This is a genomic window from Pantoea sp. NGS-ED-1003 (assembly GCF_000738765.1).
Classification (GTDB): Bacteria; Pseudomonadota; Gammaproteobacteria; order Enterobacterales; family Enterobacteriaceae; genus Pantoea; species Pantoea septica.
Window position 1 is genome coordinate 163,720 of sequence record NZ_JPQA01000004.1, and the last position, 25,588, is coordinate 189,307.

The window sequence follows — 25,588 nt, forward strand, 5'->3', positions numbered from 1 at the left end:
GTCGAGAGGGTTAAGCGGACAGCCAGGCGAATTCGTGAAAGCGATAGCCCATCATCATGCCGGATGGCCAGGCTTCGACGCCCTTCACCTTTTTGCTGTAGCCGTCGGTGGAGCTGATAAACGTCGGGATAATGGTGCCGCAGTGGTCGTAGATCAGCTTCTGCATATCGCCGTACATCTGTTTGCGCTTCGCCTGATCCCGTTCGCCGCGCGCCGCCACCACCAGCTGGTCGAACTGCGCGTTCTTCCAGCCCGACTCGTTGTTGGGCGCGCCGGAGAGATAGAACTGCGAGAAGAGCATATCGAGCGTCGGACGCGGGTTGATAGAGCCGTAGCCCACCGGATCTTTGGTCCAGTGCGTCGACCAGTAGCCGTCATAGGGCACACGGCGCACCTTGATGTTGATGCCGGCGTTGCGCGCCACCTGCTGGATCAGCTGGCCGCCCTCGACCGCGCCTTCGATGTTCGGCGTGGTGACGATCTCCACCGTCGCGCCCTTCATGCCCGCCTTTTCGATGTGGAATTTCGCCTTCTCCACATCAAGCGGACGCGGCTTCAGCTCGGCGTTGTAAAGCGGATGCCACGGCGGCACCGGCGTATCGTTACTGACGTCGCCGTAGCCCTGCAGCACGGTTTTCACCAGCATCTCGCGCGGCTGCAGATATTTCAGCGCCAGCACGAAATCTTCGTTGCTGCCGGGCTTGATATCGGTGCGCACGATCAGGTTGGTGTACATGCCCGATTTGCTCTCCAGCACGCCGAAGTCGCTGGTCGCCTTAATGCGCTTGCAGTCGTTGGCGCTCAGGGTCGAGACGATATGCAGGTCGCCCGACATCAGCGCGTTGACGCGCGCCGCCTGGTCGGTGACGCCCAGCAGCTCTACCTCGTCGAGATGCGGCAGGCCTGGCTTAAAGTAGTTAGGGTTTTTCGTGCCGACCGAGCGCACGCCCGGGGTAAACTCCTTGCAGACGTAAGGCCCGGTGCCGATGCCCTTAGTAAAGTCTCTGGTGCCGTCCTGCACGATCAAAAAGGGCGGCGCGGCGAGGATATAGGGCAGATCGAAGTTCGCCTGGCTCAGCACCAGCTGCACTTCGTTGTCGTTAACGACGCTGATAGCCTTAAACTGCTCGGCAATTTTAAAGGCGTTCGAGGCGACCGCCGCGTCTTTGTGTCGGCTAAGCGAGTAGACCACATCTTTCGCGGTCAGCGGCTTGCCGTCGTGGAAGGTCACGCCGCTGCGCAGCTTGATCTGCCAAGTGACGCCGTCGGCGGAGTCGAGCGACGCCGCCAGCGCCGGCAGCGCCTTGAGATCTTTATCCAGTTCGGTCAGGCCGTTGTAGAACATACACTGGCGGGTATAGTCGCCGCTGTTGTTGGCTTTGGCGGGATCAAGGGTATCGGTGGCGGAGGCGTTGGACATGGCGGCGCGAATTTTGCCGCCTTTCACCGGCGTTTCGGCGGCGAAGCCCAGCTGCGGAAAGGCGATAATGCCGCTGCTCATCACCGCGCCGGCGGAGAGCATTTTCATCAGCCCGCGGCGCGACAGCGTGCCTTCGGTCAGCATGCGCGTCAGCGCGTTATTATCATTTTGACTCATCTGCGTACCCTCAATAAGCGTTTAAGTTCACCTGGAATGCAAGCATCAAGAGAAACGATCTTTGGCTTTGTAATAGAGTCCGGCCAGCGGCAAAAACCACGGTTTGCCGTGATAACCGGGCAGCGCAGGCCAGGCGTCGCGCTGCCAGGGGTTGCGGTTGCTTTTTTCGGCGATCAGATCCGCCATCACCGCGCCCATCCACACCGACATCTGGGTGCCGTGTCCGCTGTAGCCCATGGAGTAGAAGACGCCGTCATGTTCGCCCGCGTGCGGCAGCCGATCGGCGGACATATCCACCATGCCGCCCCAGCAGTAGTCGATGCCCGCCTGCGCCAGCGGCGGAAAGAGGCTGGCCAGCGTCGCCTGCAGAATTTCGCCGCTGCGCGAATCGGAAGTGGGGTTGCTGACCGCGAAGCGCGCGCGACCGCCGAACACCAGCCGACGGTCGGCGGTGGTGCGGAAGTAGTTGCCGAGATTGAGCGAGGTAACATAGGTGCGATCCTGCGGTAGCACCTGGCGGATCAGCGCGTCGCCCAGCGGCGCCGTCACCACGATAAAGCTGCCCACCGGCACGATGCGGCGCTGGAACCAGCGAAACGGTCCGACGTTGGAGCAGCCGGTGGCCATCAGCACTTTATCGGCAAGGATCTCGCCTCTGGCGGTCTGCACCCGATGGCGATAGCCGTCAAGGCGGGTCAAGCCGGTCACCGCGTGGTGCGGGAAGATTTTCGCTCCGCTGCGCGCCGCCGCTTCCGCCAGCCCGACGCCGAACTTGCCCATATGCATCTGGCCGCCGCGCTTTTGCAGCAGGCCGCCGTGAAAGGCGTCGCTGCCGACTTCGCGGTGGATCTCCTCTTTGCCGATCAGCTCGATATCGGGGTCCACGGTGCGGCGCATTAATTCCCAGGCCTCACGCAGCCCGGCGAAATGGGACGCCTTGCTGGCGAGCTTGAGCTTGCCGCACAGGCGGAAATCGCAGTCGATCTGTTCGTCGCGCACCAGCTGTTCGACGTAGCTCACCGCGTCGTCGTAGGCGCGGTAGAAGCGCGTGGCTTTCTCGATGCCCTGGCTCGCCACCAGCGAGGCGAAGTTCTGCGCCACGCCGGTATTGCAGTGGCCGCCGTTGCGCGCCGAGGCCTGACTCATCACCTCGCCGCCCTCCAGCAGCACCACGTCGAGGCCGCTGCGCGCCAGGCTCAGCGCCGCCGAGACGCCGGTAAAGCCGCCGCCGATCACCACCACGTCGGCGCGCGACGGCAGCGAACCTTCCGCCGCGCCGTGAAACGTCGGTGCGGTGGCCTGCCAGAACGATTCGAGTTTCATAGCGCGATCCTCAGAGTCCGACCAGGGCAGGCAATCCGCCGATGTCAGGGATTTCGGTGTAGCCGTAGTAAGGGTTGGCCGGTTCGTGACCGCGATTAACCCAGGCTTTATGGGTGATGCCGAGATCGTGCGCCGTCATCAGGTCGTAGCGGAAGCTGGAGGAGACGTGCAGGATCTCCTCCGGCCGACAGTCGAGCTTCTGCAGCATATATTCGAAGCCTTTCATTTGCGGTTTGTAGGCGCCCACCTCTTCGGCGGTAATCGCCAGGTGGATCGGCGCGCCCAGTCGCGGAATATGGTGCGGCAGCAGATCCTTCATCGAGTTGCTGAGCAGCACCAGCGGGAATTCGGTCGCCAGCTTCGCCAGTCCGGCCGGCACGTCGGGATGCGGGCCCCAGGTGGCGCAGTCGGTGTAGATAAAGTCGCTGTCCGCCTTGTCCCACGCGACGCCCCACTTTTTACAGGTGCGCTGTATCGCGTTGCTCACCACGTCGTAGTAAGGCTTCCAGGCGCCCAGCACTTCATCCATGCGGTAGCGGGAGAAATCGGTAGTGAAGGCCTGCATCTCCTCTGCCGCCACGCGCTCGCTAAAACAGCGCGCTGCCGCGCCCGCCATGTCGAAGTTAATCAGCGTGCCGTAACAGTCAAAGGTGATGAATTTCGGTTTAAACAGTGCCATGACGCGACCTCGTCTTGATCAGGAAAGGTTAAAAATCGATGAGTACGCTTTTCTGGCGCTGGCAAGCCTGAAACGCCTGCCGCCCCAAATCTTTGCCGATGCCGGAGCCGAGAAAGCCGCCGGTGGGAATGATGAAATCGCCGGAGCGGCCGTAGCGGTTGACCCATACGGTGCCCGCCTCGATGGCGCGTATCGCCCGCATAGCGCGCGGCAGGCTCAGGGTATGCACGCCCGCGCACAGCCCGTAAATCTCATGCGCCGCCAGCCGCAGCCCCTCTTCTTCCTCGTCGAAGGTCTGCACCGTCAGCACCGGGCCGAAGATCTCCTGCTGCACCGCCGGGTTATCCTGCGCCACGCCGCACAGCAGCGTCGGCTGCCAGAACCAGCCCTCCTCGGTGTCGGCGAAACGCTCGCCGCCGACCAGCACTTCCGCGCCCTGCGCTTTCGCGGCGGCGATCACCGACGCGACTTTTTGCCCCTGCCGTTCGTCGATCAGCGGCGCGTAGCGGCTGTCGCCGTGCCAGGTCGCGCCGGGCCGCACGCTGCGGCACAGCGCGGCGAGGCGATCGAGCAGCGGCGCGGCGATGGCGCGCTGCACGATAAGGCGGGTGCCGGCGACGCACGCCTGGCCGCCGTTAGCGGTAAAGCCGCGCAGGATGCGCTGCGCCAGCACCTCGATGTCGCCCGCGTCGTCAAACACCAGCTGCGGGCTTTTGCCGCCCAGCTCCAGCGTTACCGGCTTCATGCCGTGCTGCGCCACGTCGCTCATGATGCGCGCGCCGGTCAGGGTCGAGCCGGTAAAGGAGACTTTGCGTACCAGCGGATGGGTCACCAGCGCGTGGCCGGTTACCGCGCCGCTGCCCTGCACGATGTTGAGCACGCCAGCAGGCAAACCGGCCTGCACCGCCAGCTCCGCCATGCGCACCGTTGAAAACGGCGTCAGTTCAGAGGGTTTGAGCACCACCGCATTGCCCGCCGCCAGCGCCGGGCCGCACTTCCACGACGCCATCGACAGCGGGAAATTCCACGGCGTAATGGCGCCGACCACGCCGTACGGCTCCGCTATCAGCATGCCGAGGCTGCTGTCGCGGGTCGGGAAGAGATCGCCGCTGTACTTGTCGGCGCACTCGGCGTAGAAGCGGATCGCTTCGGCGGTAAACGGAATTTCATGCTGCGCCACGTCGCCAATGGGACGCGTGGAGCCGAGCGCCTCCAGCTGCGCCAGCAGGCTGTCCTGCTCGATAAGATCGGCCCAGCGGCGCAGCACCCGGCCGCGTTCGCGCGGCGCGCAGCCCGACCAGCCGCTGGTTTTCAGCGCCTGATGCGCCGCCTGCACCGCGCGATCGACATCGGCAGCGTCAGCCTCATGCAGCGTGGCGTAGACTTTGCCGTCCGACGGGCGTTTTACCGCGAACGCCGCACCCTGGGTCTGAATGTGATGGCCGTCAATATAGTGGCCGACAGGAAGCAAAACTTTTTCAGGGTCGAAACTTAACATGGATAAATCCTTATTTGTTGCACCCGTCAACCATTATGGAATTAGCGCGCTGGCAGGGCTTATATTCAGCGCGAATAAGCTCATGACAAAAGGTAATGCAGAAAGTATGCCAGCCAGCTAAAAAATAAAAATGCGTTTAAAACTGCGCAAAAAAATTTTCTGCCGTATTGAAAGCGGAAATTTTGCGTAATTGCCGAACCAATAAACAGATGATTTAGCTCACAAATTTCATGCATTGCCGTGGTGCATCGCGCATGAAACTTGCACTAAAATGGCCAGTGAAGATAAAAACACGACATAGCGCACAAAATAAAAAAGCGTTTGCCGCGGGTGCGACAAACGCTTGCATTAGGCAAATTATATAAGAAGGACAAATTAATTCAGGCTGCCAATATGGAACGCTTTCTGCTCCAGATATTCTTCAATGCCATAGCGCGATCCTTCCCGACCTATTCCCGATAATTTTACGCCGCCGAACGGTGCGACCTCTAATGAGATGGCGCCGGTATTAAAGCCGACCATGCCAAATTCCAGCGATTCGGCGACGCGCCATGCGCGGCGAATATTTTCCGTAAAGAAATAGGCGCCCAGGCCATAGGGCGTATCGTTGGCCATCGCGATCGCCTCCTCTTCCTCGTCGAAGATAAACAGCGGTGCCACCGGCCCGAACGTCTCTTCATGGGCGATACGCATCTGGGTCGTGACCCTGCCGAGCACCGTCGGCTGTACGTATGTGCCGTTGCCGTGGCTGGCGCCGCCGGTCAGCAGCTCCGCGCCCTGGCCCAGCGCATCCTCGATGTGGCCGTTAACTTTCTCTACCGCGCGGTCGTTGATCAGCGGGCCGATGGTGCTGCCGGGCGCAAAGCCGTCGCCCACCTTGAGCGTAGCGACCGCCTCGAGCAGCTTCGCCGCGAAGCGGGGATAGATGCCGCGCTGCACCAGAATGCGGTTGGCGCAGACGCAGGTCTGTCCGGCGTTGCGGAATTTACTGACCATCACTCCCGCCACCGCGATATCGATATCGGCGTCGTCAAAGACGATAAACGGCGCGTTGCCGCCCAGCTCGAGGCTCAGACGTTTAACGCTGTCGGCGCTCTGCTGCATCAGCAGCTGGCCGATGCGCGTCGAGCCGGTAAAGGAGATCTTGCGCACCAGACGGCTGCTGGTCAGCGCCGCGCCAATCTCCGTCGGCAGGCCGGTCACCACCTGCAGCACGCCGGCCGGAAAGCCCGCGCGCTCCGCCAGCACCGCCAGCGCCAGCGCCGACAGCGGCGTCAGCTCCGACGGCTTCACGATAATCGGACAGCCTGCCGCCAGCGCAGGAGCGACTTTGCGGGTGATCATGGCGATGGGAAAGTTCCACGGCGTGATGGCCGCCGCCACGCCGACCGGCTGCTTCAGCACCAGGATGCGGCGATCCTCGCTCGGCGCAGGAATGGTGTCGCCGTAGATGCGGCGCGCCTCTTCGGCGAACCATTTGACGAAACTGGCGCCGTACAGCACTTCGCCCTTCGCTTCCGCCAGCGGCTTGCCCTGCTCGGCGGTCATGATGGTCGCCAGGTCGTCGGCGTTGTCGAGGATCAGCTGATGCCACTTCTCCAGCAGCGTGGCGCGGCTGGCGTTGGGGGTTTTGCCCCAGGCGAGGCGCGCCGCGTCGGCGCAGGCGATGGCGGCTTCGGTCTCCGCACGGCCCAGCGCCGGAATGGTCGCCAGGGTTTCACGGGTGGCGGGATCGACCACCGGCAGGGTTTCGCCGTTGTGTGCATCCTGCCAGCGGCCGCCGAATAGTGCCTGCTGGCGCAGCAGATCGGAATCCTTTAGTTGAAGACGCGACATCTTACTCCCCTGTTTAATCGGTTTTCTTCCACTCTATCGCGTCGCCTCAGCGCAGGATGTTTTTCTCGCCGGGCAGAAACCTTAAACGGCGAGTTTTGCGCGCGGAAAGAAAATTTTATGCCGCGCGGCTGCTATGCTCAGTTTTTAAACAAGGAGATAACCATGAGCGATCATATGTGGCGAGCGGTCGATGACTACTTTATTCAGACGCTGGTGAAACCGGATGCGGCGCTCTCGTCGGCGCTGGCGCGCAACGCGGCCGCCGGCCTGCCGCCGATTGACGTCGCGGCCAACCAGGGCAAGCTGCTCTATCTGCTGGCGCGCATGATGAACGCCTCGCGCATTCTGGAGATCGGCACGCTGGGCGGCTACAGCACGCTGTGGCTGGCGCGTGCGCTGCCGGAGAACGGCAAAATCGTCACGCTGGAGTTTTCGCCGCAGCATGCGCAGGTGGCGCGCGAGAATTTCGCCGAAGCGGGCGTGACAGATAAAGTCGAGCTGCTGGTCGGGCCGGCGCTGGAGAGTTTGCCGACGCTGCAGGGACCGTTCGATATGATCTTTATCGATGCCGATAAGCGCAATAATCCGCACTACTTGCGCTGGGCACTGAAGCTGGCGCGCGTCGGCAGCGTGATTATCGGCGATAACGTGGTGCGCAGCGGGCGGATCGTCGACTCGCAGTCCACGGATGAAAACGTGCAGGGGCTACGGCAGTATCTGCGCGATATCGGCGAGAATCGGCACCTGACGGCCACCGCGCTGCAAACCGTCGGCAGCAAAGGCTGGGATGGCCTGCAGCTGGCCATCGTCGAGTCGCTGCCGGATTAAATCTGAAAGTCGATCGCCGGCTCTTCTTCGCTTTGATAGGAGAGCGCCTGCCGTTTGATCTCCTCCAGCGACAGGTTGGCGTTGCACAGCTCCATAAACTGCCAGACGTAGTTGCGCTGCAGTTGCCCGCGCTTCAGACCGAGCCAGACGGTATTGGCGTCAAACAGGTGATGCGCGTCGATACGCACCAGCGCCTCTTCCGGCTGAATTTCGCACGCCTGATCGGCAAGGATGCCGACGCCTAATCCCAGTTCGACATAGGTTTTCACCACGTCTGAATCCTGCGCGCTCAGCACGATATCCGGCTTCAGGCCCGCGCTCTGGAAGGCGCGGTCGACGCGCGAGCGTCCGGTGATGCCCTGGCGATAGGTAATCAGCGGGTAGCGGCTCAGGGTGCTGAGCGAGACCGGCTGCTGCTGCACCAGCTCGTGATCGCTCGGCACCAGCAGCGCATGATGCCAGCTGAACCAGGGAAAGGCCGCGAGGCTGGGGTTGTTCACCAGCAGTTCGCTGGCGATGCCGACGTCCGCTTCGCCTGCCAGCAGCATGGCGACGATCTCCTGCGGCGAGCCCTGGTTAAGCTCGAGCCGCACGTTGGGATAGAGCTGGCGAAACGCCTTGATAACGCGCGGCAGGCTGTAGCGCGCCTGAGTGTGCGTGGTGGCGATCGTCAGGATGCCGCTGGTTTCGTTGGTAAAAACGTCCGCCAGCCGGCGTACTTTTCCTGCCTCGTCGAGGATGCGTTCGGCGATGGTCAACAGCGCTTTGCCCGGTTCCGTCATGCCCAGCAGGCGCTTGCCGCGGCGAATAAAAATCTCCACGCCCAGTTCATCTTCCAGATCGCGGATATGACGGCTGACGCCTGACTGCGAGGTAAATAGCGTGTTTGCCACTTCCGTCAGATTGAACTCGCAGCGCGCCGCCTCACGGATGATTTTAAGTTGCTGGAAATTCACGGTATTTACCTCCCTTTACGAAATTGTTACCTCCGATGGTAAGAAGGTTTATTGATATCAACAAATAATAAAAACTTTGTGCTTATGCGCAGGGGGAATATAAGGCAGCCGGTATGCGCACTGTGGGAGAGCCTTTCTTACGCTTTAGCGCTAACGGGGTCACAAAACGAGAGCGCGACTGCTAAAGCGGCTTGAAGACGAAACGCTTCAGCGCATACCCTGATAACACCACAAATAGTAGGGATACTTTATGCAGGCTGCAGATGTCTTAAAGATGAAGTTGCAAAGCGACAGGCTGCTGGCGCTTTATGCGCAGCAGGGCGTGACCTCAACCTGGAAGGCAATGAAGGGAATAGGCTCTGATATTTACTCTGGCGTGGAGCGGGCAAGCTGGTATGCGTCGTGCCTGATTCCGGCATATCACGATGTATGCAAGCAATTGTATTCCGAAGACAAGAGAATGCTCTGCTCTATTCGCTCTCTTTACCGATATCGGGACGTAATTGGCCATATGCTTTATCTGTATTTCAAAAAGGTTATTGAGGATATAGATAATGGCAACGAGGATGATATGGCGCGTTCTGTTAATTCAAATCTTGCAGGAAGCATTGCCAGAATGCCGGCAGGAAAAGCAACCCGTTTAAGCCTGGCTGTCGCGCTATCTGAGGCGCTTTCCATGTCTGAAGTTGTATCGCGTTCAGTTGTTGAAAGGCTAGCTGCACGTGTGCCTAACGTTGTTTGGTTATTCCAGGTATTTGGAACAGATCAGAAATGTGCTCTTGCAGCCCGCAGGCTGAAATATATGGATGAAAAATACTATTTAATACTTTATAGCGCGGAATTAGAAATGCTCTATTACTTTATTGAACCTGTCTTATCTGAAGTTATAAAAACGTGCAGATGGAACGCTATCGTAACTTCGATGAAGTTTACAAAGCTATCAAGAGCAAATATCATGTTTAAAACTTTCCTGTCGCTCATTTTTAATGAAGGACTCATTCTGGTCAGCCTAATCGGATTTGGTTTATTTTACCTGAAGTTTTTTCCGACATACTGGCTGCTATTAACGATAATCTCAGTCATTGTGCTTATCATTCTGTTGCCGAAGTTTACAGCCAGGTTTGATAAATACGATAAGTAATCACTTTAAAAGGGAATTTTATGTCTAATCCAGCTTACCTGTGGTTAACAGATGAAAATGGCTCGCCGATAATGGAGCCGTCGCTTGTGTCAGGCCGTGAAGGGGCGATCGAGCTAAAATCATTTACCCACAACGTCAATATTCCTGTGGATGGCAACACCGGCAGATAAACGGGAACGCGCGTCCATATGCCTATTATGTTTCAGAAAGAATTTGATCGCGTGACGCCGCTGCTCTTTCGGGCGTTAAGCACCGGTAAAACGCTCAGGTCCGCGACGATTAAAATGTACCAGATTAATGAAGCGGGTATAGAGCAAGAATATTTCAATATTATCCTCGAAGGGGTAAAGCTGACCTCTATTACGCCAGACCTCTATCCCGGCGCGCAGACGGGCACGCACCTTGAAACGATTTTGTTACGCTATGAGAAAATTACCTGGAAGCATTGCGACGGGAATATTCTGTTCACCGACTCGTGGAATGAGCGAGCAACCTATTAAGGCGGTGGGCTGCCATATAAACAGGCCAGTCACTCTTCGATAACCTGCCTGAAGGCGCAAAAGCGGTCCCGCAGGACCGCCTGACAGTCTTAACTTACCAGCAGCAGCGCCCGCTCTTCCGCCATCGGCTTATTCAGCAGCGACAGCAAAATATCCTTTACCGCCTGCGCGGACGGCGAGAGCGGCAGACGCGCGGACACGTTCAGCGACAGCGGCAGATTAAGCGCCGGACTGTTGATGCGCGCCATCCAGGCCTGGGTTGAGCCGACCAGCGCACGCGCGGCGGACTCCGGCAGCACCGTGACGCCCATACCGCTGGCGACGGCGGCGGTCAGCATTGACAGCGATTCGATCTCGCCGATAATGCGTGCGCTAAGACGACGCAGCGAAAAGGCTTCATCAACCCGCTTGCGCACCGCGCTGTAGTCGCGCGGCAAAAACAGGCTCATCTGCGCCACCTCGGCTAAATCTACCGATCCGCCGGGGCAGTCAGTGGCGCCGACCAGATAAAGCTCCTCTTTCATCAGCGGCAGACTGGTGATGCCCGCCGTCGGCGCGCGGTCGTAAAGCACCGCCATATCAAGCTGGCCGTTCATCACCTTTTCATTAAGCGTACTGCCGCTGTTTTCATGCAGATAAACCAGAATTTCCGGATGCTGCTCGCGCACCGTTTGCAGCAGCGGCATGGTCAGCGAAGAGGCCGCCGTGCCCGGCGCCATGCCGATGGAGACCTGACCGCTCAGCACCTGCCCGGCGTTGATTACCGCCGTCTGCGCCTGTTCGCACTGCCGCAAAATCGTACGCGCATGTGCATAGAGAATTTTACCGGCTTCGGTCGGCGTCACGCCGCGCTTGGTGCGAATCAGCAGCTGTTGATCCAGCTCGTTCTCCAGCGTGGCGACCTGTTGACTGAGCGCAGGTTGCGCGATGTGCAGCACTTCAGCCGCCTGCGTCAAACTGCCAATATCGACGATTTTCACAAAGTATTTCAGTCGTCTTAAGTTCATCTTGCCTCCGTCACATTCCCCGAATGCCAATAACATCTGTTCTTGTGGCCTGCTGGCCTGGTAAGGAACAAATTGCAATTAGCAGGCCACTTTTTCTCAAAGCGCTGCCAGGCTACTGCAGAAAAATCCTAACAACCCGAAAAATAAGCCTTTCTGATTACCCAATAAGAGTTAATAAGCAGCGAGAATGGCGAGGTAGCGAAAAAGGCAAGCGCGACTGCACTCCGCTGGTGCAGCCTGTGCGAGCCAGACGTGCATAAAAGTGATGACCCGAAGCGGAACAGACGCGATAACGCGACGGGAAGCGGAAAAACGCGCGGTATCCAGCAGGAAAACTTATTCAAAGCAGGACAAAAGGCCTGCCCGGCTTTTCAGGCGCGAGCAGGCCAGCAGCTGGAAAAATCAGCGTTTTTTGCGGTTGCGGTGCATATCGATCGCCACCGCGGCCACGATAATCATGCCTTTGATAATGTCCTGAACGTAGGCGTCGACGCCGACGAAGGTAAAGCCGCTTTTGATCAGCCCCAGGATCACCGCGCCAATCAGGGTGCCGGTAATGCGCCCGACGCCGCCCATCAGGCTGCTGCCGCCAATCACCGCCGCGGCGATGGCGTCCAGCTCATAGGACATCCCCATGCTTGACTGGCCGCTGCTGACGCGCGCCGCCAGCACCACGCCCGCCAGCCCGGAGAGCGCCCCAGCGATGGTATAAACGATCACCAGGTATTTATTCACGTTGATGCCGGAGACTTTGGCCGACGTCATGTTGCCGCCGATGGCGTAAACGTATTTGCCGTAGCGGGTATGCTTCAGGGCGATATGAAACACCAGCGCCACCACCAGGAAGATAATTACCGGCATCGCGCCCTGCCCGATAGAGGTAAAACCGTCGGAGAGAAAGCTGATCGGGTTGCCCTGCGTGTAGTACTGCGCCAGACCGCGCGCCGACACCATCATGCCCAGCGTGGCGATGAAAGGCGGAATGCCGGTGCGGGTAATGAGTACGCCGTTGACCAGGCCGCAGAGCAGACCCACGCCGATCCCGGCACCGATAGGCACCACGGCAGGCATATCGACCAGCGCAGGAAACATCGGCGAAAGGCTGTCGGAGGTTTGCGCCAGGCTGGCCGCGACCACGGCGGTCAGCGCGATCACTGAACCCGACGAGAGGTCGATGCCGGTGGTGATGATCACCTGCGTTACCCCGACCGCGATCACGCCGATAATCGCCACCTGCAACAGGATCAGAATCAGTCGGTTGGTGTTCATCAGAAACGACTGGTCGCGCACATACCAGCCGGCGATTTCGAAGATCAGCGCGATGCCGACCATCACGATAAAGATGCCGGTATCTTTAGGCAGCTTATGCCGCAGATTGCCGAAGAACGACGAATGTTCAGCCGTTGGAGTAGCCGTTGCTTTGATATTGCTCATAGGTGTCTCGCGCCTCACTCGGATGCCAGCGACAAAATGGTTTCCTGATCGGCCTCTTCTTTATCGAGGATGCCGGTAATCCGTCCCTGATGCATCACCATCACGCGGTCGCTCATGCCGAGAATTTCCGGCAGTTCCGACGACACCATGATGATGGCCACGCCGCGGTTGGCCAGCTCAGAGATCAAACGGTAGATTTCCGCTTTCGCGCCGACGTCGATACCGCGCGTCGGCTCGTCGAGGATAAGAATTTTGGGTTGCGCCAGCAGCCAGCGGGCAATCAGCACCTTCTGCTGGTTGCCGCCGCTCAGATTGTTGATGATCTGATCCATGGTCGGCGTTTTGATATTCAGCCGCCGGATCTGCTCCATGCAGTCCTGCGCCATCTTGACGTGGCTGACGAAGCCGCTCTTGCCGCTGTACTCGGGCATGTTGACGATGCTCATGTTCTCCATCACCGACAGCACGAGAAACAGCCCCGACTTTTTGCGATCCTCGGTTAAAAACGCCATGCCCTTTTCAATCGCCGTTGAAGGCGAATCGATAGTGACCGGCACGCCGTCAATCAGCACCTCGCCGCTGTCGATGCTCTCCATGCCGAATAAACTTTCCATCACTTCGCTGCGCCCGGCGCCGACCAGGCCGGCGACGCCGAGAATTTCGCCGCGCCGCAGGCTGAAGCTGACGTCATGGAAGCGATCTTTACTGGTAAGGCCGCGTACCGTCAGCACCTCTTCGCCGATGGCGTTGTTGAATTTGGGAAAGAGCTGGGTCAGTTCGCGCCCTACCATCTGGGTGATCAGCGACTGACGAGTAAACTGCGCGGTGTGGTTGCTGCCGACCCAGCTGCCGTCGCGGAAAATGCTGATCTCATCGGTAATGGCGAAGATTTCATCCATTTTGTGGCTGATATAGATGATGGCTTTGCCCTGTGCGCGCAGGTCGCGAATGATAGTGAAAAGATGCGCCACTTCGCTTTCGGTCAGGGCGGAGGTGGGCTCATCCATAATCACGATGTCGGCGTTCCACGAGACCGCTTTGGCGATCTCCACCATCTGCTGCGCGGCGATACTTAACTCGCCCACCAGCCGGTCAGCCTTGAGGCGAATATTGAGCTGGTTGAGCAGCGTCTGCGTCTGCTGGTTGAGCTTGCCGTGATCGACAAAGCCGTACTTCATCGGCTCCCGTCCCAGCCAGATGTTCTCGGCGACGGTCATGTAGGGCACCAGATTAAGCTCCTGGTGGATCATGGAAATGCCGGAACGCAAGGCGTCCATGGTGTCCTGAAACTGCACCGGCTCCCCTTTAATGCGGATGGTGCCCCGATCGGGACGGTACATCCCGATCAGGCACTTCATTAAAGTGGATTTGCCCGCGCCATTTTCGCCCATCAAGGCATGAACCGATCCCGGACGCACGCGCAGCGAAACGTTATCGAGTGCCTTCACACCGGGAAAGAACTTGCTGATGCCTTCGGCTTCAAGCGCAAAAGCGGTCATACATCACCTCCGTACGGCTGAGTCGGGATCGGTTATTTCTGATTACGGTTCACGAACTGCTGCATATTATCTTTGGTGATCAGCTGATAAGGGATATCGATAATCTTCTGCACTTTTTCGCCCTTCGCCAGCTTAACGGCCGCCTGCACCGCGCCTTCGCCCTGTCCGCGTGCGTCCTGGAATACCGTCGCGACCATCTTGCCGTTCTTCAGCATTTGCAGCGCGTCAGGGGTGCCGTCCACGCCGGCGATCAGGATATGGTTGGGGTTTTTGCCCAGCGCCTGCAGCGCGCCGATCGCCATTTCATCGTTGTTGGAGGCGATGGCCTGGATATCGTCGCCTGCGGTCAGCCAGTTGCTCACCACGTCTACCGCGTCGTTACGCATAAATTTGGCGGTCTGCTTCTGCACCACTTTGATGCCGGGATATTTAGCGACCACCGCTTCGACGCCTTTGGTGCGGTCGCGCGTCGATTCGTTAGCGAGATCGCCCATCAGAATAGCGACGTTGCCTTTGCCGTTCATCGCCTTGGCCAGCGCCTCCATCTGCAGGCGACCCGCCAGTTCGGAGTCCGATCCCACATAGGCCATTTTGTCGGTCAGCTCCGCCTGAGGACGACGGTTAACGAAGATCAGCGGAATGCCGGCTTTGGTAGCCTGATCCATGATGGGTTTGACGGCGTTGGTATCCACCGGATTGACGATGATGGCGTCGACGCCCTGGCCGATAAAGTTCTGTACCTGCTGCAGCTGCTGCGAAACATCCCCTTTGGCGTCTTCCAGCTGTCCCTTAACGCCCTCTTTCTGCATCTCTTTTTGCATTGCGGTACGCAGAATGGTGAGGAAGTTGTCGTCGAACAACGCCATCGATACGCCGACGGAGAGATCTTTCGCCATCGCGGCGGCAGGCAACATGCAGGCTAACAGTGTGACAGCGAGCGTTTTTTTGATGTTCATGAGTAACCCTTATTGTCGTTAACTTGCCGACGCCGCTGATACCGCGAATGAAAAATATCTTTTACATTCACTCAACATTGCTGGCGGTTTCAGGTCTGTTTACAGAGGTGAGTGCTGGGCATCGCGCTTTTTTGTGACCAACCCCTCCTTTTTACAATCACTTGTTTATACAGGGAATAATTTTAAAATCCTGTTCCACTTTTACGGAGTGATTCCGCTGGTGATAATAAGCAGTTTGTTTGTTCCATTAACACTGGTTTTGAAATTTTTATCATAAAAGCACTGAAACAGTTGTTTTAACATCGGCAAATAACAAAACTTTGACACGCATCTAACATCTGCCGGGAAATGCGTTTAAAGTGAGATCCTGTCGGCAGTTTGAAATCTCGCCGAATCTGTTGAAAAAGCGGCAAACCGCTGCTTTTGCGAGCGTTCGGTTGGGAAAAGTGAAATCGTGCTTTGACAAGCAGGAACGGCATCGTTAATATTCGCCCCGTTCCAACAATTCCTCTGTAGTTCAGTCGGTAGAACGGCGGACTGTTAATCCGTATGTCACTGGTTCGAGTCCAGTCAGAGGAGCCAAATTCAAAAAGCCCGCTCAGGGAAACCTGAGCGGGCTTTTGTTCGTCTGGATGCCTGATAAGCGTTACGTCTCTGCCTTACGCCGGCGGCTTACAGCTTACTCCGCTGTCTTCTTTATGGGATAAGTCACGAGAGGCTTGATCTCTTTAAGCACAAACATACTCTGCATCTCTTTGATTCCCGGCAGTCTGCGCACCACTGACATGGCGAAATCGGCATAGGAGTCGAGATCCGATGCCACAACCTGCAGCAGAAAATCGGCGTCTCCCCCGATGCTATAGCAGGCCACAACATCCTCCAACGCGGTGACCTCTTCTTCAAACTTTCTCGCCTCCGCTTCACTATGGCTGTCGATGGCAACCCGAACGAAAACCATCACACCCAGCCCGATTTTTTTACGGTCAAGAACGGCGCGGTAGCCCTGAATCACTTCATCTTCCTCAAGCTTGCGCACTTTACGCCAGCAGGGAGACGCTGAAAGGCTTATCTTCTCCGCCAGTTCCTGATTCGTGACGCGCGCATCGTCCTGTAAAATTTTCAGGATCTTCATATCTGTCAGGCTGAGTGCCATAGAGGGAAATTCCTTTCTCATTAAAAGCAATAAAGGGGAATTTTTACCTAACAATCCGCGTTGAGTAAATGATATAGGCAACAATTTCCTCTTTTGCTAATGCATAATACATTCACCTTTCTAATGATTTAAGGCGCCATCACAAGGACAGAACTGACCCTATGTTAATGCACATCGTCATGTTTACGTTAAGGAACCCATGGAGCTGGTCATCTCTGGAAGCCATAGATGCTGAAAGAGCCACGCGTGCTCACCCTCATCACATTGATGAAATTAAAGGATGGAGCTGCGGCAGAAATACCACTAAGCGCGATATTGCAGCAGATTTCGTGGTGATTGGCCTGTTTGAAAACCGATCGGATCTGAATGCCTATATTATCCATCCCGATCATCAGAACGGGGTAACCAAATGGAAATATATTGCGGACTGGAAAGTTGTTGATATAGAGCTTCCCAGCGATTTCACGCTAAACAGTGGTTTGCTCTCGGTGTTAAATGAACTTCCCGTTTCCGGTTGAAATAATCCCTGTCTATTGAGGATAAATGATGAAATTTGATGCAAGCCAACATCGCTGTACGATTATTATTGATAAAGATCTCCCCGCGGGCCTTGCTATGAATGCCGCAAGCGTTATAGGTATTAGTTTCGGCCGTACTGTTGAAAATCTTGTTGGACCTGATATGCAAAGCCTGGACGATATTAATTTTCCAGGCGTGATTTATGCACCGCTTCCGGTTTTGCTGGCGTCAGGTCACTCTTTGCGTGAAATACAGGTGAGTGCGGAAAGCGACGAGGAGATTTACGTGATGCCGTTCAGCGCCCTGGCACAGTCGTGCAAAACCTATGATGAATACGGAGAAAAAATTTCCTCGGTAAAAAGTGAAAACATTGAGCTGGTGGCTATTGGTATCATTGGTCCAAAAAAGAAAATCACCAAGCTGACCGGGAACCTCCCACTCTATAAATAAATCACTACATATAAGAACATATCAGCAGCGATAGACTGCTGATTATTGTGCTGCACGCATAACGACTTTACCTGGCTAAGGATGAAAACATGTATGCTATTTTCAAAGAAAAAATAATTGAACAGGCCAAAAAGGTCTATCATCAACACTGTGACTTTAATGCAGGAAAATTCAGTACTGAACAGCTCTATATTCACCAGAACAACCAACTGCGCGAGGTCGTTAAATATGCCACCGAAAATTCCCCATTCTACCGTGAGCATTTAAAAGGCCTGACCTGCACTGATTTAGAGGCACTGACCACCGACGGGATTGATGCGCTTCCTTTTACCACCAAAGATGACCTGAGAAATAATGGCAAATCGCTCGCCTCTGCCCCTCTTCACCAGAGCTGGATTTATTACGAAACTACGGGTACAACCGGCAAACCCACGCCCTGCCCTCGTAATGAAACGGATTCCATTCATAATAACACCCCTCTTATTATTCATTACCGCACTCTGTTTGAGCAGTTTGGTTCAAATCATATTGTGGGGGTAATGGGTCCAACAGAGCTTCATTCCACCGGCGATACCTTTGAAGATGTTTTTCGCAGCCTCGGCTACAGCGTGGTAAAAATGTGGCCGCGTTCGCCCGTGGTGGGCATGAAGCGCGTTATGGCATTGATCAATGAATTGCAGATAACCGCACTGGTCTGCACGCCAGCAGTGGCTATTGCCGTGGCACGTTTTATTCAAGATTCTGGAGAAAAACCCTCCGCTACCAGCGTGAAGCTGATCCTGACGGTAGGTGAATTAACCACGCCGTCGCTGTTAAGAAACATTGGTGAGGTCTGGGGGGCACAGGTCTATAGCTGTATGTATGCCTCTCAAGAGTCCTCTATCCTTGCCGTCTGCGCGGCGGACAGTCACCTTTACACCATCCCGCTGAACAACTACTACGAGATCATCGATCCCGTCAGTGGTAAAGGCTATGACGTTACCCTGGGACAGGTGACTGGTGAACTGGTCATTACCCATCTCTATAAAGGACAGAAGCCGCTTATCCGTTATCGTACCGGTGACATGGTGCGGTCGACTTATATGCCTGATGGCAGCCAAAAAATTGTGCCTGTCGGTCGCGTGCGGGATGTTCTGACGCTTAATGGCGCCGCTTACTGTGCCTGGGATTTAGAAGCCGCGCTTCTTGAACGGCTCAACGGTTGCCTGGACTACGCGATTCAAATCGACAGAAGCGATGATGTTGACGTGCTTAATATCACCGTTGAGATGTTTGATAAGACATCTGATGTCTCCCAGGCGCTAAGGGAGGTGAAAGCGCATGTTGAACAGCGCATTGGGGGCATTAAGGTCAACCTCGTTAAGGGCGAAACGAGTAGCGTAACCGCAACCTCAGCGATGGTGAGCTGGAAGGCAGCGCGCATCCACGATCTGCGACCTGCGGCAGATAACAGCGATCGTAAAGCGGCGCTTGCCTTGGTTAACCGGGGTTTTAAATAATGAACGATACGACCCCCGATAAAATCAGTGAAGCGAACCCCGTTCACCACCCCTGGAGCTACCTCAATGGCAAGTTCGTTGAGGCAAATACGGCGCTGTTACCTGTAACGACGCAGGCATTTAATTACGGCACCGCAGTATTCGAAGGCATTCGTGGTTACACGCATTTTTCTGACGGAAAGCTAGCGGTTTTCCGCTTAGACGAACATATTAACCGACTGCGTCAGTCGGCATCACTACTGTTAATCGATGATCTGCCCGATCATCAGGCGCTAAAGGAAGTCATCCTGTCACTGCTGAAGCGAAATGATGCCAGTAGCGACTGTTATATCCGCCCTATTGCTTATAAACGTCATCTTTTGCCTGGCAGTGGCTTCGGCGTAAAACTCTCTGGCATCAGTAGCGGATTATCGATCAACACGCTTAATATGCGTTCCTATGTGAAACAGGATGGTCTTGCGTGCACCATTTCCAGCTGGCGTCGCGTTTCCGATAACGCCATTCCCGCACGCGCTAAAATTACCGGAAGTTATGTAAACTCTGCACTTGCAATGGAAACAGCTCAGCGTGGCGGCTATAACGATGCCATTATGCTCAATCAGCAGGGTTATATTACCGAAGCAACCACCTCTAACGTTTTTATTGTTAAAAACGGCAGGCTAATTACCCCCCCGGTGACGGCACAGATTCTGGAAGGGATTACGCGTGACACGGTGATTACACTGGCCGCCACCTGCCTGAAACTGCAAGTCGAAGAAAGAGACATCTTACCGTCTGAACTATTGACCGCAGATGAATGTTTTTTAACGGGCACAGGCGTCGAAATATCACCAGTGAGTCAGATTGACCACCGAAAGCTTAATAGTATGGATACACAGAGTATCGCGATGACTATTAAAGGCCTTTACGAACAGTCGGTGCGTGGAGAATTAGACGCATTTAATCACTGGCTAACGCCTGTCTGTTGAACAACCCTGTTAGGTGAAACAATGAACTATCATTTTATGGATATGGGCTTAAGTCATGCTGTTAACTGTCCGGTTTATACTTTAGGTCCTTCGGGTACCAGCAGTGAATATGCCTCTCAGTTTTTTTATCGCTGGATGAGTGATAATTATGCCAACAGCCATCATGACATTCATCTTAATGACTCTTATGAGTTAGCAAGAAATAACATCAGGCATGAAAAAGGACTGCTTGTTGTCGCCAATGCTTATCCGAAGATTAACGATTTTTATATGGATACGCGTCTGAAACTGCTGGCTACCTTTCTTTATAACACGCCGCTTTATAGTCTGGTGACGAACAAAAAACTGCCCGATCGACCATTATATATCGCTTCTCATCCAGCACCGGTTCCATTAATTGAGGAGTTGCTTCCTGATGGACTGCGTATTGCTCAGGTAATTGAGATGCCCTCCACCAGTGCGGCCGCACAGGCGGTGGTATCCGGTGAAGTCGATGTCGCGTTAACCACTGAAATTGCCGCCGGCATCCATAAGCTCAACTTTATTTCACGAACGCGTCCGATACATATGCTCTGGTCTGTGTTTGCCTCCCATATTTGAAAAGGATAAGACAATGATAAGATTAAAAATGCACACGCTCGACAGCGCGCCTGCGGCCAGTCGCCCTCTGCTGCAAAGTTCGATTGACGGTTTTGGCTGGATTCCATGGCAAAGCGCCTACATGGCAGAGTCACCCGCTCTGCTGGCGTCTTACCAGTTTGCCCATGACGCCTTCTCGCACTGTTCGCTGAACGAAGAAGAGCGCACCATTGTGTGGATTACCACGGGCATCCTTAACCAGTGCGCCTATACGGTTCAGGCGCATAGCTGGATCGCACAGCATAAAGGGGTTTCGCCAGCGATTCTGGATACGCTTGCTCACCAGCCTGAGGCCCTGCCAGCCAGGCTGGCCGCGCTTTATTGCTTTACGCGTCAGGTCGTTTTGGCCCAGGGCCAGATCCCCGAAAGCGCGGTAGAGGCGATGCTGGCGATAGGATATAGCCGGCAAAATATGCTGGACGTTATCCTGGGGGTTTCCCAAAAAACCATGTCAACGCTGCTCAACAGCATTGCCCATACCCAGATCGAGCCTCAGTTTCACGCTGAGGCGACACCCTGATAACGGACACTTTCCATGCAATTCATTAGTCGAAAGCAGGTGGAGCAGGTTTTATCGCCCTCAGCGTGCCTGCAACTGAGCCGGGACGCTTTTGCACTGCTCAGCCAGGGTAAAGTGAAACAGACGTTGCGCAGCGTTATTGCCTCTGAACAAGGCAGCCTGATGGGTACGATGCCCGCCTGTATTGAAGAAGGGCCCTATGCGGGGTTTGGGCTCAAAACCGTTAAGGTCGATTTCAGCCGCGACGCGCAGCCTACGTCCCACGAGGGGTGTATTCTGCTCTATGATGCGTCGGAAAAGGGCGACTTTGTTGTTGTTGACGCCGCCTCAGTGACGGAATTACGCACCGCTGCAGCTTCTGCGCTGGCTACGGATATATTGGCACCGCCTGGTGCCACCCGTCTGGCTATACTGGGCACCGGCGTTCAGGCCAGAAAACATGCACAAATGATGATGGAAATCCGTCCGCTGCAGCATATTTCTGTCTGGGGAAGAAGTGAAGCACGCGCGTCTGTTTTTGCCGAATGGTGTCAACAACAGCTGGGACTGCCCGCCACCGTGGCGATGACGCCAGCTCAGGCGGTGGCAGAGGCGGATATCATTTGTACGGTGACGGCTGCAAAGGTGCCGTTTCTCCATTGCAGAGATCTGCCAGCTCAGTGCCATATCAATGCCGTAGGGGCATCCGCCCCCGGTTTTCAGGAAATCGACAGCGACATCTATGCGGCGGTAGCACTCTACGTTGACGCCCGCGAGGCGGTCTGGCACGCCTCTACCTGCCTGCTGGAGGCAAAACAGCAAGGATTGATCCCTCAGGAATACTGGGGGACAGAAATAGGAGAACGGCTTACCTCAGATGTACAGCCGACCTCGCTCAGGCCGCAGCGAACCCTGTTTAAGTCCGTGGGCCTTGCAGTGCAGGATCTGGTCTTTGCCCGGGCGGTGGTGGCGCAAACCCCGCTATCCGGCCACCTCACTCTTTAATAACCTCTCTGCCGCATCTCATTTTGACAGGAATACTTATGTTAGGAATGGCTCAAATAATTTCTTATATCGCTGCACTCGGTTTAGCGGCGGCAATCCCGGGGCCGGGAATGACCGCCCTGGTCGCTCGCAGCGTTAGCGGGGGTGCCCGAACCGGCTTTACGATGCTTGCCGGCCTGATCCTCGGTGATTTGATCTACTTATCTACCGCGGTATTTGGTCTGGCGGTGGTCGCCCATAGCTACTCATCCGTGTTCACGCTGATCAACTGGGCGGCCTCGCTCTATCTGTGCGTGCTGGCATGGCAGTTCTGGCGCTATCAACCTAAGGCAATCAGCATTGACCAGAAAGCGACAGCGCAGGAGCTGGCATCAGCCTGGCTTTCAGGGCTAACGATCACGCTCGGCAATCCCAAAACCATCGCCTTTTATCTGGCGATACTGCCTCTTGTGATCTCGCTGGATAATGTCTCATTACAGATTTGGGGCGGAATGCTGGTGCCCCTTACCATTTTCGTGCTGCTGAGCGTTGGCGCGGTTTTTATTCTCGCAGCGCTTAAAATTCGCCACCTGCTCACCAGCGCTAAGGCGCAGCGACGCCTGTTTCGCTCGGCCGGCGTAATTATGCTGCTGGCGGCGTTTGGCATGGTGGTGAAGACGCTTTAGCGCTACACCTCCTCCTGCGCCGCAATCAGCGCTGTCTGATGCTCATCAAGCCAGGATTTCAGCACCCCTGATGGAGGCGCATCGGTGAACAGCGCCGCAACCCCGTCGCAGCCTGCAGTTGAGGCGCACGGCGGGTGTGGCAGGTGACTTGGAGCAAGCAGAAGCATCCTAATGACGTTTATCGATGCACGCCACCAGCCGGTCGCCCAGCCACTGAATGCCGCACACCAGCACGATCAGCACCGCGATCACCGCCACCATTACCGCAGTATCGAAGCGCTGATAGCCATAGCGAATCGCCAGGTCGCCCAGTCCTCCCGCGCCAATCGCGCCCGCCATCGCCGACGCGCCAATCAGCGCCACCAGCGTCACCACGAAGCCGGCCAGAATGCCCGGCAGCGCTTCGGGAATGAGCACGTCCCAGACGATGCGCAGCTTGCTGGCGCCCATGGCGCGCACCGCGTCGATCAGACCGCGATCGACGTCGCGCAGCGACACCTCCGCCACGCGCGCAAAATAGGGCGTGGCGGTAATGGATAACGGCACGATCGCCGCCCAGGTGCCGAGCGAGGTGCCAACTAGAAAGCGGGTAAAGGGGATCAGCGCCACCAGCAGAATAATAAAAGGCAGCGAGCGGAAACCGTTGATAATCAGGCCGAGCACGCGGTTGACGCCGCGATGTTCGGCGATGCCGCCCGGGCTGGTCATCACCAGAATCAGGCCGAGCGGCAGTCCGGCGAGCAGCGAAAAGAGCCCGGAGATCGCCGTCATGATCAGCGTTTCCCATAGCGCATTGAGCAGCAAATCAATCATCACTGGCGACATAACCCACCTTTTCTACCTGAGCCTGCTGCTGCTGCAGCCAGGCGAGAACCCGTTGCTCATCGGCGCTGTTGCTGGCCGGAATGGCAATAAAGAAGCGCACCACCGCGTAGTGCTGAATATGGTCGACGCCGCCCTGAATCAGGCGAAACGCGCCGGGCAAGGCGCAGGCGAAACGCGTCAGCAGCTCGCCCTGCGCCTCCTGCCCGGCGAAGTGCACGTTGTAGATCACCTCGCCCTGTTTTTGCTGGCTCAGGCGCGCGGCGATGTTGTCGGGCAGCTGCGGCAGCAGCCCGCGCAGCAGCGTGCGCGTTAGCTGCGCCTGCGGATGCGCGAACAGCTGCCACACCGGCCCCTGCTCGATAATCTCACCGGCGTCGATGACCGCCACGCGATGCGCCACTGACTTAATCACCTCCATCTCATGGGTGATCAGCAAAATAGTGATGCCGAGCCGCTGATTCAGCGATTTCAGCAGCGCGAGGATCGAACGCGTGGTTTCCGGATCGAGCGCCGAGGTCGCCTCGTCGCACAGCAGCAGCGCCGGGCTGGCCGCCAGCGCGCGGGCGATGCCGACGCGCTGCTTCTGGCCGCCCGAGAGCGCCGCCGGGTAGTGCTGCGCCTTATCGGACAGCCCCACCAGCTCCAGCAGCTCCGCGACGCGCCGGGCGCGCTGGGCCTTCGCCATGCCGGCAATCTTCAGCGGCAGCGCCACGTTCTGCGCCACGGTTTTCGCCGACAGCAGATTAAAGTGCTGGAACACCATGCCGACGCGGCTGCGGACTTTTTGCAGCTGCTTCTCCGACAGGCCGGTAATCCGCTGCCCCTCAATCTCAATTTCGCCTTCGTCAGGCTGCTCCAGCCCGTTAAGGCAGCGGATCAGCGTCGATTTACCCGCGCCGCTGCGGCCGATAATGCCGAGGATCTCGCCCCTGCGTACCCTGAGCGATACGCCCTTTAGCGCCTGGGTCGCGCCGAAGCGGCGCGACACCTTTTGCAGGCGCACCACGCTATCGCCGCTCGCGGCAATCTCCTCCGCCCCCTCGGCCACGCCGCGCACTAACGCGCTGAGCGGCGCGACTGTCTCTGAAAATACCGTCATGCTCGCTATCCTTACCAGGCGGTCAGGCCGGTGCCTTTGTAGACCTGATCAAACACCTTCTTCACTGCGTCGTTCTGGTAGGAGGCGACCAGGGTTTTTACCCAGGGCGCGTCGACGCTCTCTTTTTTCACCGCGATAAAGTTGTTGTAGGGGTTATCTTTCACTGGCTCCTGCGCAATGCGGTCTGCTGTGGTCAGGCCGCTTTTCAGCGCCCAGTCGGTATTCACCACCGCCGCGTCGAGATCGGGCACCGAGCGGCCGATAATGCCGGAGTCCAGCTCTTTGATCTCAACGTGCCGCGGGTTGTCGGTGATATCGGCCGTAGTGGCGGCGATACCTGCGCCTGCGCGCAGTTTGATCACGCCCTGCTGCTCAAGCAGCACCAGGCCGCGCGCCTCGTTGGAGGGATCGTTCGGCACGCCGATGACGGCGCCCTCTTTCAGATCGGCTGCGGATTTGACCTTTTTCGAGTAAAGGCCGATCGGCCAGACGGCGGTGTCGCCGACGCGCACGATGTCGTAGTGGTTAACCTTAATCTGATTATTGAGGAAGGGCTGATGCTGGAAGGCGTTCGCATCGACTTCACCGTTCTGCAGCGCCTCGTTCGGCTGGTTATAGTCGTTAAATACCACGGTTTTTACCGTTAGCCCTTTCGCCGCGGCCTGCTTCGCCACTTCGCGCCAGACATCTTCATCTTCGCCGCTCATAATGCCGACCTTGATTGCGGTTTTATCGGCGGCCCAGGCCGCTGAAATCGGCGCCAGCGCCGCGCCCGCCAGCAGCAGCAGCGCCGCTGTGATGAGAGTCAAAAATTTATTTTTAGCCTGTACCGCGTAAGTGTGCATAAGGTGTTTCCTGAAAGTTATAATCGCGGGAGTCAAAGTTAACCGTCGCAACGACAGTTAGCCGCAGTATACGCAGTTGCTTATATCCACATTATGATTTTTACGGGAATGCTATTCCTGAAATGAATATAAACAGGCAGCCGCTTGCGTCGCCAGACCGATCCGACG

At 56.6% G+C, this 25,588-nt stretch carries 24 protein-coding genes, 1 tRNA gene and 1 pseudogene; 12 read left to right on the forward strand and 14 right to left on the reverse strand.

Annotated features, from left to right (window positions below; genetic code table 11):
• Positions 1-10: 10 nt before the first annotated feature.
• The 5 genes from JS46_RS09425 to JS46_RS09445 all read right to left on the reverse strand — a co-directional run bounded on the left by JS46_RS09425 (position 11) and on the right by JS46_RS09445 (position 6,933).
• A complete protein-coding gene (locus JS46_RS09425; RefSeq protein WP_033749952.1) occupies positions 11-1,597 on the reverse strand; it encodes an ABC transporter substrate-binding protein in 1,587 nt (528 codons plus the stop codon).
• Positions 1,598-1,642: 45 nt separating this feature from the next.
• Positions 1,643-2,920: an FAD-binding oxidoreductase gene (locus tag JS46_RS09430; RefSeq protein WP_033749955.1), complete on the reverse strand. Its 1,278-nt coding sequence runs from the start codon at positions 2,918-2,920 to the stop codon at positions 1,643-1,645.
• A 10-nt stretch (positions 2,921-2,930) separates the two neighbouring features.
• Entirely contained in the window at positions 2,931-3,599 is a 669-nt protein-coding gene (locus JS46_RS09435; protein WP_033749958.1) for a haloacid dehalogenase type II, read from the reverse strand.
• A gap of 28 nt (positions 3,600-3,627) precedes the next feature.
• Positions 3,628-5,097: an aldehyde dehydrogenase gene (locus tag JS46_RS09440; RefSeq protein ID WP_033749961.1), complete on the reverse strand. Its 1,470-nt coding sequence runs from the start codon at positions 5,095-5,097 to the stop codon at positions 3,628-3,630.
• 375 nt (positions 5,098-5,472) lie between these two features.
• A complete protein-coding gene (locus JS46_RS09445; RefSeq protein ID WP_033749965.1) occupies positions 5,473-6,933 on the reverse strand; it encodes an NAD-dependent succinate-semialdehyde dehydrogenase in 1,461 nt (486 codons plus the stop codon).
• 162 nt (positions 6,934-7,095) lie between these two features.
• Here JS46_RS09445 and JS46_RS09450 point away from each other — a divergent pair, with 162 nt between their 5' ends.
• Positions 7,096-7,761, forward strand: coding sequence for an O-methyltransferase (locus JS46_RS09450; protein WP_033750732.1), 666 nt, complete (start codon positions 7,096-7,098; stop codon positions 7,759-7,761).
• Here the strand turns inward: JS46_RS09450 and cbl are convergent.
• On the reverse strand, positions 7,758-8,717 hold the full coding sequence (gene cbl, locus JS46_RS09455) for an HTH-type transcriptional regulator Cbl (protein WP_033749969.1): 960 nt from the start codon (positions 8,715-8,717) through the stop codon (positions 7,758-7,760). The two genes, JS46_RS09450 and cbl, sit on opposite strands and share 4 nt — an antisense overlap.
• Positions 8,718-8,967: 250 nt before the next feature.
• Here cbl and JS46_RS22895 point away from each other — a divergent pair, with 250 nt between their 5' ends.
• Both JS46_RS22895 and JS46_RS22900 read left to right on the forward strand, forming a co-directional pair.
• Positions 8,968-9,858 carry a hypothetical protein gene (locus tag JS46_RS22895; RefSeq protein WP_235212986.1) on the forward strand — a complete coding sequence of 297 codons (891 nt, stop codon included), beginning with the start codon at positions 8,968-8,970 and terminating at the stop codon, positions 9,856-9,858.
• 20 nt (positions 9,859-9,878) lie between these two features.
• Positions 9,879-10,358: pseudogene (locus tag JS46_RS22900) on the forward strand (Hcp family type VI secretion system effector).
• Positions 10,359-10,447: 89 nt separating this feature from the next.
• Here JS46_RS22900 and nac read toward each other — a convergent pair.
• The 4 genes from nac to JS46_RS09490 all read right to left on the reverse strand — a co-directional run bounded on the left by nac (position 10,448) and on the right by JS46_RS09490 (position 15,254).
• Positions 10,448-11,365: a nitrogen assimilation transcriptional regulator NAC gene (nac, locus tag JS46_RS09475; RefSeq protein WP_033749973.1), complete on the reverse strand. Its 918-nt coding sequence runs from the start codon at positions 11,363-11,365 to the stop codon at positions 10,448-10,450.
• A 402-nt stretch (positions 11,366-11,767) separates the two neighbouring features.
• Positions 11,768-12,790, reverse strand: coding sequence for an ABC transporter permease (locus tag JS46_RS09480; RefSeq protein ID WP_187143682.1), 1,023 nt, complete (start codon positions 12,788-12,790; stop codon positions 11,768-11,770).
• 23 nt (positions 12,791-12,813) lie between these two features.
• Entirely contained in the window at positions 12,814-14,298 is a 1,485-nt protein-coding gene (locus tag JS46_RS09485) for a sugar ABC transporter ATP-binding protein (protein ID WP_033749979.1), read from the reverse strand.
• Positions 14,299-14,330: 32 nt separating this feature from the next.
• Positions 14,331-15,254 (reverse strand): sugar ABC transporter substrate-binding protein, encoded by a 924-nt coding sequence (locus tag JS46_RS09490; RefSeq protein WP_033749982.1) that lies wholly within the window; start codon positions 15,252-15,254, stop codon positions 14,331-14,333.
• Between the two features lie 506 nt (positions 15,255-15,760).
• On the opposite strand from JS46_RS09490, the gene JS46_RS09495 reads away from it, so the two are divergent.
• Positions 15,761-15,836: transfer RNA gene (locus tag JS46_RS09495), tRNA-Asn, on the forward strand.
• Positions 15,837-15,933: 97 nt separating this feature from the next.
• Here the strand turns inward: JS46_RS09495 and JS46_RS09500 are convergent.
• On the reverse strand, positions 15,934-16,407 hold the full coding sequence (locus JS46_RS09500) for an Lrp/AsnC family transcriptional regulator (protein ID WP_033749984.1): 474 nt from the start codon (positions 16,405-16,407) through the stop codon (positions 15,934-15,936).
• Between the two features lie 161 nt (positions 16,408-16,568).
• Between JS46_RS09500 and JS46_RS09505 the strand changes: the two genes are divergently transcribed.
• From JS46_RS09505 to JS46_RS09540, 8 genes are all read left to right on the forward strand, one after another.
• Positions 16,569-16,925: a Dabb family protein gene (locus tag JS46_RS09505; protein ID WP_033749987.1), complete on the forward strand. Its 357-nt coding sequence runs from the start codon at positions 16,569-16,571 to the stop codon at positions 16,923-16,925.
• Between the two features lie 28 nt (positions 16,926-16,953).
• Positions 16,954-17,376, forward strand: coding sequence for a DUF2000 domain-containing protein (locus JS46_RS09510; RefSeq protein WP_033749990.1), 423 nt, complete (start codon positions 16,954-16,956; stop codon positions 17,374-17,376).
• An 89-nt stretch (positions 17,377-17,465) separates the two neighbouring features.
• On the forward strand, positions 17,466-18,875 hold the full coding sequence (locus JS46_RS09515; RefSeq protein WP_033749993.1) for a phenylacetate--CoA ligase family protein: 1,410 nt from the start codon (positions 17,466-17,468) through the stop codon (positions 18,873-18,875).
• A complete protein-coding gene (locus JS46_RS09520; protein ID WP_033749996.1) occupies positions 18,875-19,843 on the forward strand; it encodes a branched-chain amino acid transaminase in 969 nt (322 codons plus the stop codon). Before JS46_RS09515 ends, JS46_RS09520 begins: the two co-directional genes overlap by 1 nt.
• Positions 19,844-19,864: 21 nt before the next feature.
• Positions 19,865-20,443, forward strand: coding sequence for a bacilysin biosynthesis protein BacA (locus JS46_RS09525; RefSeq protein WP_033750001.1), 579 nt, complete (start codon positions 19,865-19,867; stop codon positions 20,441-20,443).
• A 13-nt stretch (positions 20,444-20,456) separates the two neighbouring features.
• Positions 20,457-21,002: a carboxymuconolactone decarboxylase family protein gene (locus JS46_RS09530; RefSeq protein WP_033750004.1), complete on the forward strand. Its 546-nt coding sequence runs from the start codon at positions 20,457-20,459 to the stop codon at positions 21,000-21,002.
• 15 nt (positions 21,003-21,017) lie between these two features.
• Complete coding sequence (locus tag JS46_RS09535; protein ID WP_033750007.1) at positions 21,018-21,986, forward strand: ornithine cyclodeaminase family protein; 969 nt, start codon at positions 21,018-21,020, stop codon at positions 21,984-21,986.
• A 38-nt stretch (positions 21,987-22,024) separates the two neighbouring features.
• On the forward strand, positions 22,025-22,651 hold the full coding sequence (locus tag JS46_RS09540) for a LysE family translocator (RefSeq protein ID WP_033750008.1): 627 nt from the start codon (positions 22,025-22,027) through the stop codon (positions 22,649-22,651).
• A gap of 168 nt (positions 22,652-22,819) precedes the next feature.
• On the opposite strand, the gene JS46_RS09545 is transcribed toward JS46_RS09540, so the two are convergent.
• Genes JS46_RS09545 through JS46_RS09555 form a run of 3 tightly spaced genes read right to left on the reverse strand, consistent with a single transcriptional unit; the run spans position 22,820 to position 25,420 of the window.
• Positions 22,820-23,476 (reverse strand): methionine ABC transporter permease, encoded by a 657-nt coding sequence (locus JS46_RS09545; RefSeq protein WP_033750011.1) that lies wholly within the window; start codon positions 23,474-23,476, stop codon positions 22,820-22,822.
• Positions 23,457-24,575 (reverse strand): methionine ABC transporter ATP-binding protein, encoded by a 1,119-nt coding sequence (locus tag JS46_RS09550; RefSeq protein WP_033750012.1) that lies wholly within the window; start codon positions 24,573-24,575, stop codon positions 23,457-23,459. The genes JS46_RS09545 and JS46_RS09550 overlap by 20 nt, the downstream gene beginning before the upstream one ends.
• Positions 24,576-24,586: 11 nt before the next feature.
• Positions 24,587-25,420 (reverse strand): MetQ/NlpA family ABC transporter substrate-binding protein, encoded by an 834-nt coding sequence (locus JS46_RS09555; RefSeq protein ID WP_033750015.1) that lies wholly within the window; start codon positions 25,418-25,420, stop codon positions 24,587-24,589.
• Positions 25,421-25,588 lie beyond the last annotated feature (168 nt).

Coding starts and splice junctions, on each gene's coding strand:
- JS46_RS09425 (WP_033749952.1), bottom strand. CDS start 1,597: ATGAGTCAAAATGATAATAACGCGCTGACGCGCATGCTGACCGAAGGC.
- JS46_RS09430 (WP_033749955.1), bottom strand. CDS start 2,920: ATGAAACTCGAATCGTTCTGGCAGGCCACCGCACCGACGTTTCACGGC.
- JS46_RS09435 (WP_033749958.1), bottom strand. CDS start 3,599: ATGGCACTGTTTAAACCGAAATTCATCACCTTTGACTGTTACGGCACG.
- JS46_RS09440 (WP_033749961.1), bottom strand. CDS start 5,097: ATGTTAAGTTTCGACCCTGAAAAAGTTTTGCTTCCTGTCGGCCACTAT.
- JS46_RS09445 (WP_033749965.1), bottom strand. CDS start 6,933: ATGTCGCGTCTTCAACTAAAGGATTCCGATCTGCTGCGCCAGCAGGCA.
- JS46_RS09450 (WP_033750732.1), top strand. CDS start 7,096: ATGAGCGATCATATGTGGCGAGCGGTCGATGACTACTTTATTCAGACG.
- JS46_RS22895 (WP_235212986.1), top strand. CDS start 8,968: ATGCAGGCTGCAGATGTCTTAAAGATGAAGTTGCAAAGCGACAGGCTG.
- nac (WP_033749973.1), bottom strand. CDS start 11,365: ATGAACTTAAGACGACTGAAATACTTTGTGAAAATCGTCGATATTGGC.
- JS46_RS09485 (WP_033749979.1), bottom strand. CDS start 14,298: ATGACCGCTTTTGCGCTTGAAGCCGAAGGCATCAGCAAGTTCTTTCCC.
- JS46_RS09490 (WP_033749982.1), bottom strand. CDS start 15,254: ATGAACATCAAAAAAACGCTCGCTGTCACACTGTTAGCCTGCATGTTG.
- JS46_RS09500 (WP_033749984.1), bottom strand. CDS start 16,407: ATGGCACTCAGCCTGACAGATATGAAGATCCTGAAAATTTTACAGGAC.
- JS46_RS09505 (WP_033749987.1), top strand. CDS start 16,569: ATGTTAATGCACATCGTCATGTTTACGTTAAGGAACCCATGGAGCTGG.
- JS46_RS09510 (WP_033749990.1), top strand. CDS start 16,954: ATGAAATTTGATGCAAGCCAACATCGCTGTACGATTATTATTGATAAA.
- JS46_RS09515 (WP_033749993.1), top strand. CDS start 17,466: ATGTATGCTATTTTCAAAGAAAAAATAATTGAACAGGCCAAAAAGGTC.
- JS46_RS09520 (WP_033749996.1), top strand. CDS start 18,875: ATGAACGATACGACCCCCGATAAAATCAGTGAAGCGAACCCCGTTCAC.
- JS46_RS09525 (WP_033750001.1), top strand. CDS start 19,865: ATGAACTATCATTTTATGGATATGGGCTTAAGTCATGCTGTTAACTGT.
- JS46_RS09530 (WP_033750004.1), top strand. CDS start 20,457: ATGATAAGATTAAAAATGCACACGCTCGACAGCGCGCCTGCGGCCAGT.
- JS46_RS09535 (WP_033750007.1), top strand. CDS start 21,018: ATGCAATTCATTAGTCGAAAGCAGGTGGAGCAGGTTTTATCGCCCTCA.
- JS46_RS09540 (WP_033750008.1), top strand. CDS start 22,025: ATGTTAGGAATGGCTCAAATAATTTCTTATATCGCTGCACTCGGTTTA.
- JS46_RS09545 (WP_033750011.1), bottom strand. CDS start 23,476: ATGTCGCCAGTGATGATTGATTTGCTGCTCAATGCGCTATGGGAAACG.
- JS46_RS09550 (WP_033750012.1), bottom strand. CDS start 24,575: ATGACGGTATTTTCAGAGACAGTCGCGCCGCTCAGCGCGTTAGTGCGC.
- JS46_RS09555 (WP_033750015.1), bottom strand. CDS start 25,420: ATGCACACTTACGCGGTACAGGCTAAAAATAAATTTTTGACTCTCATC.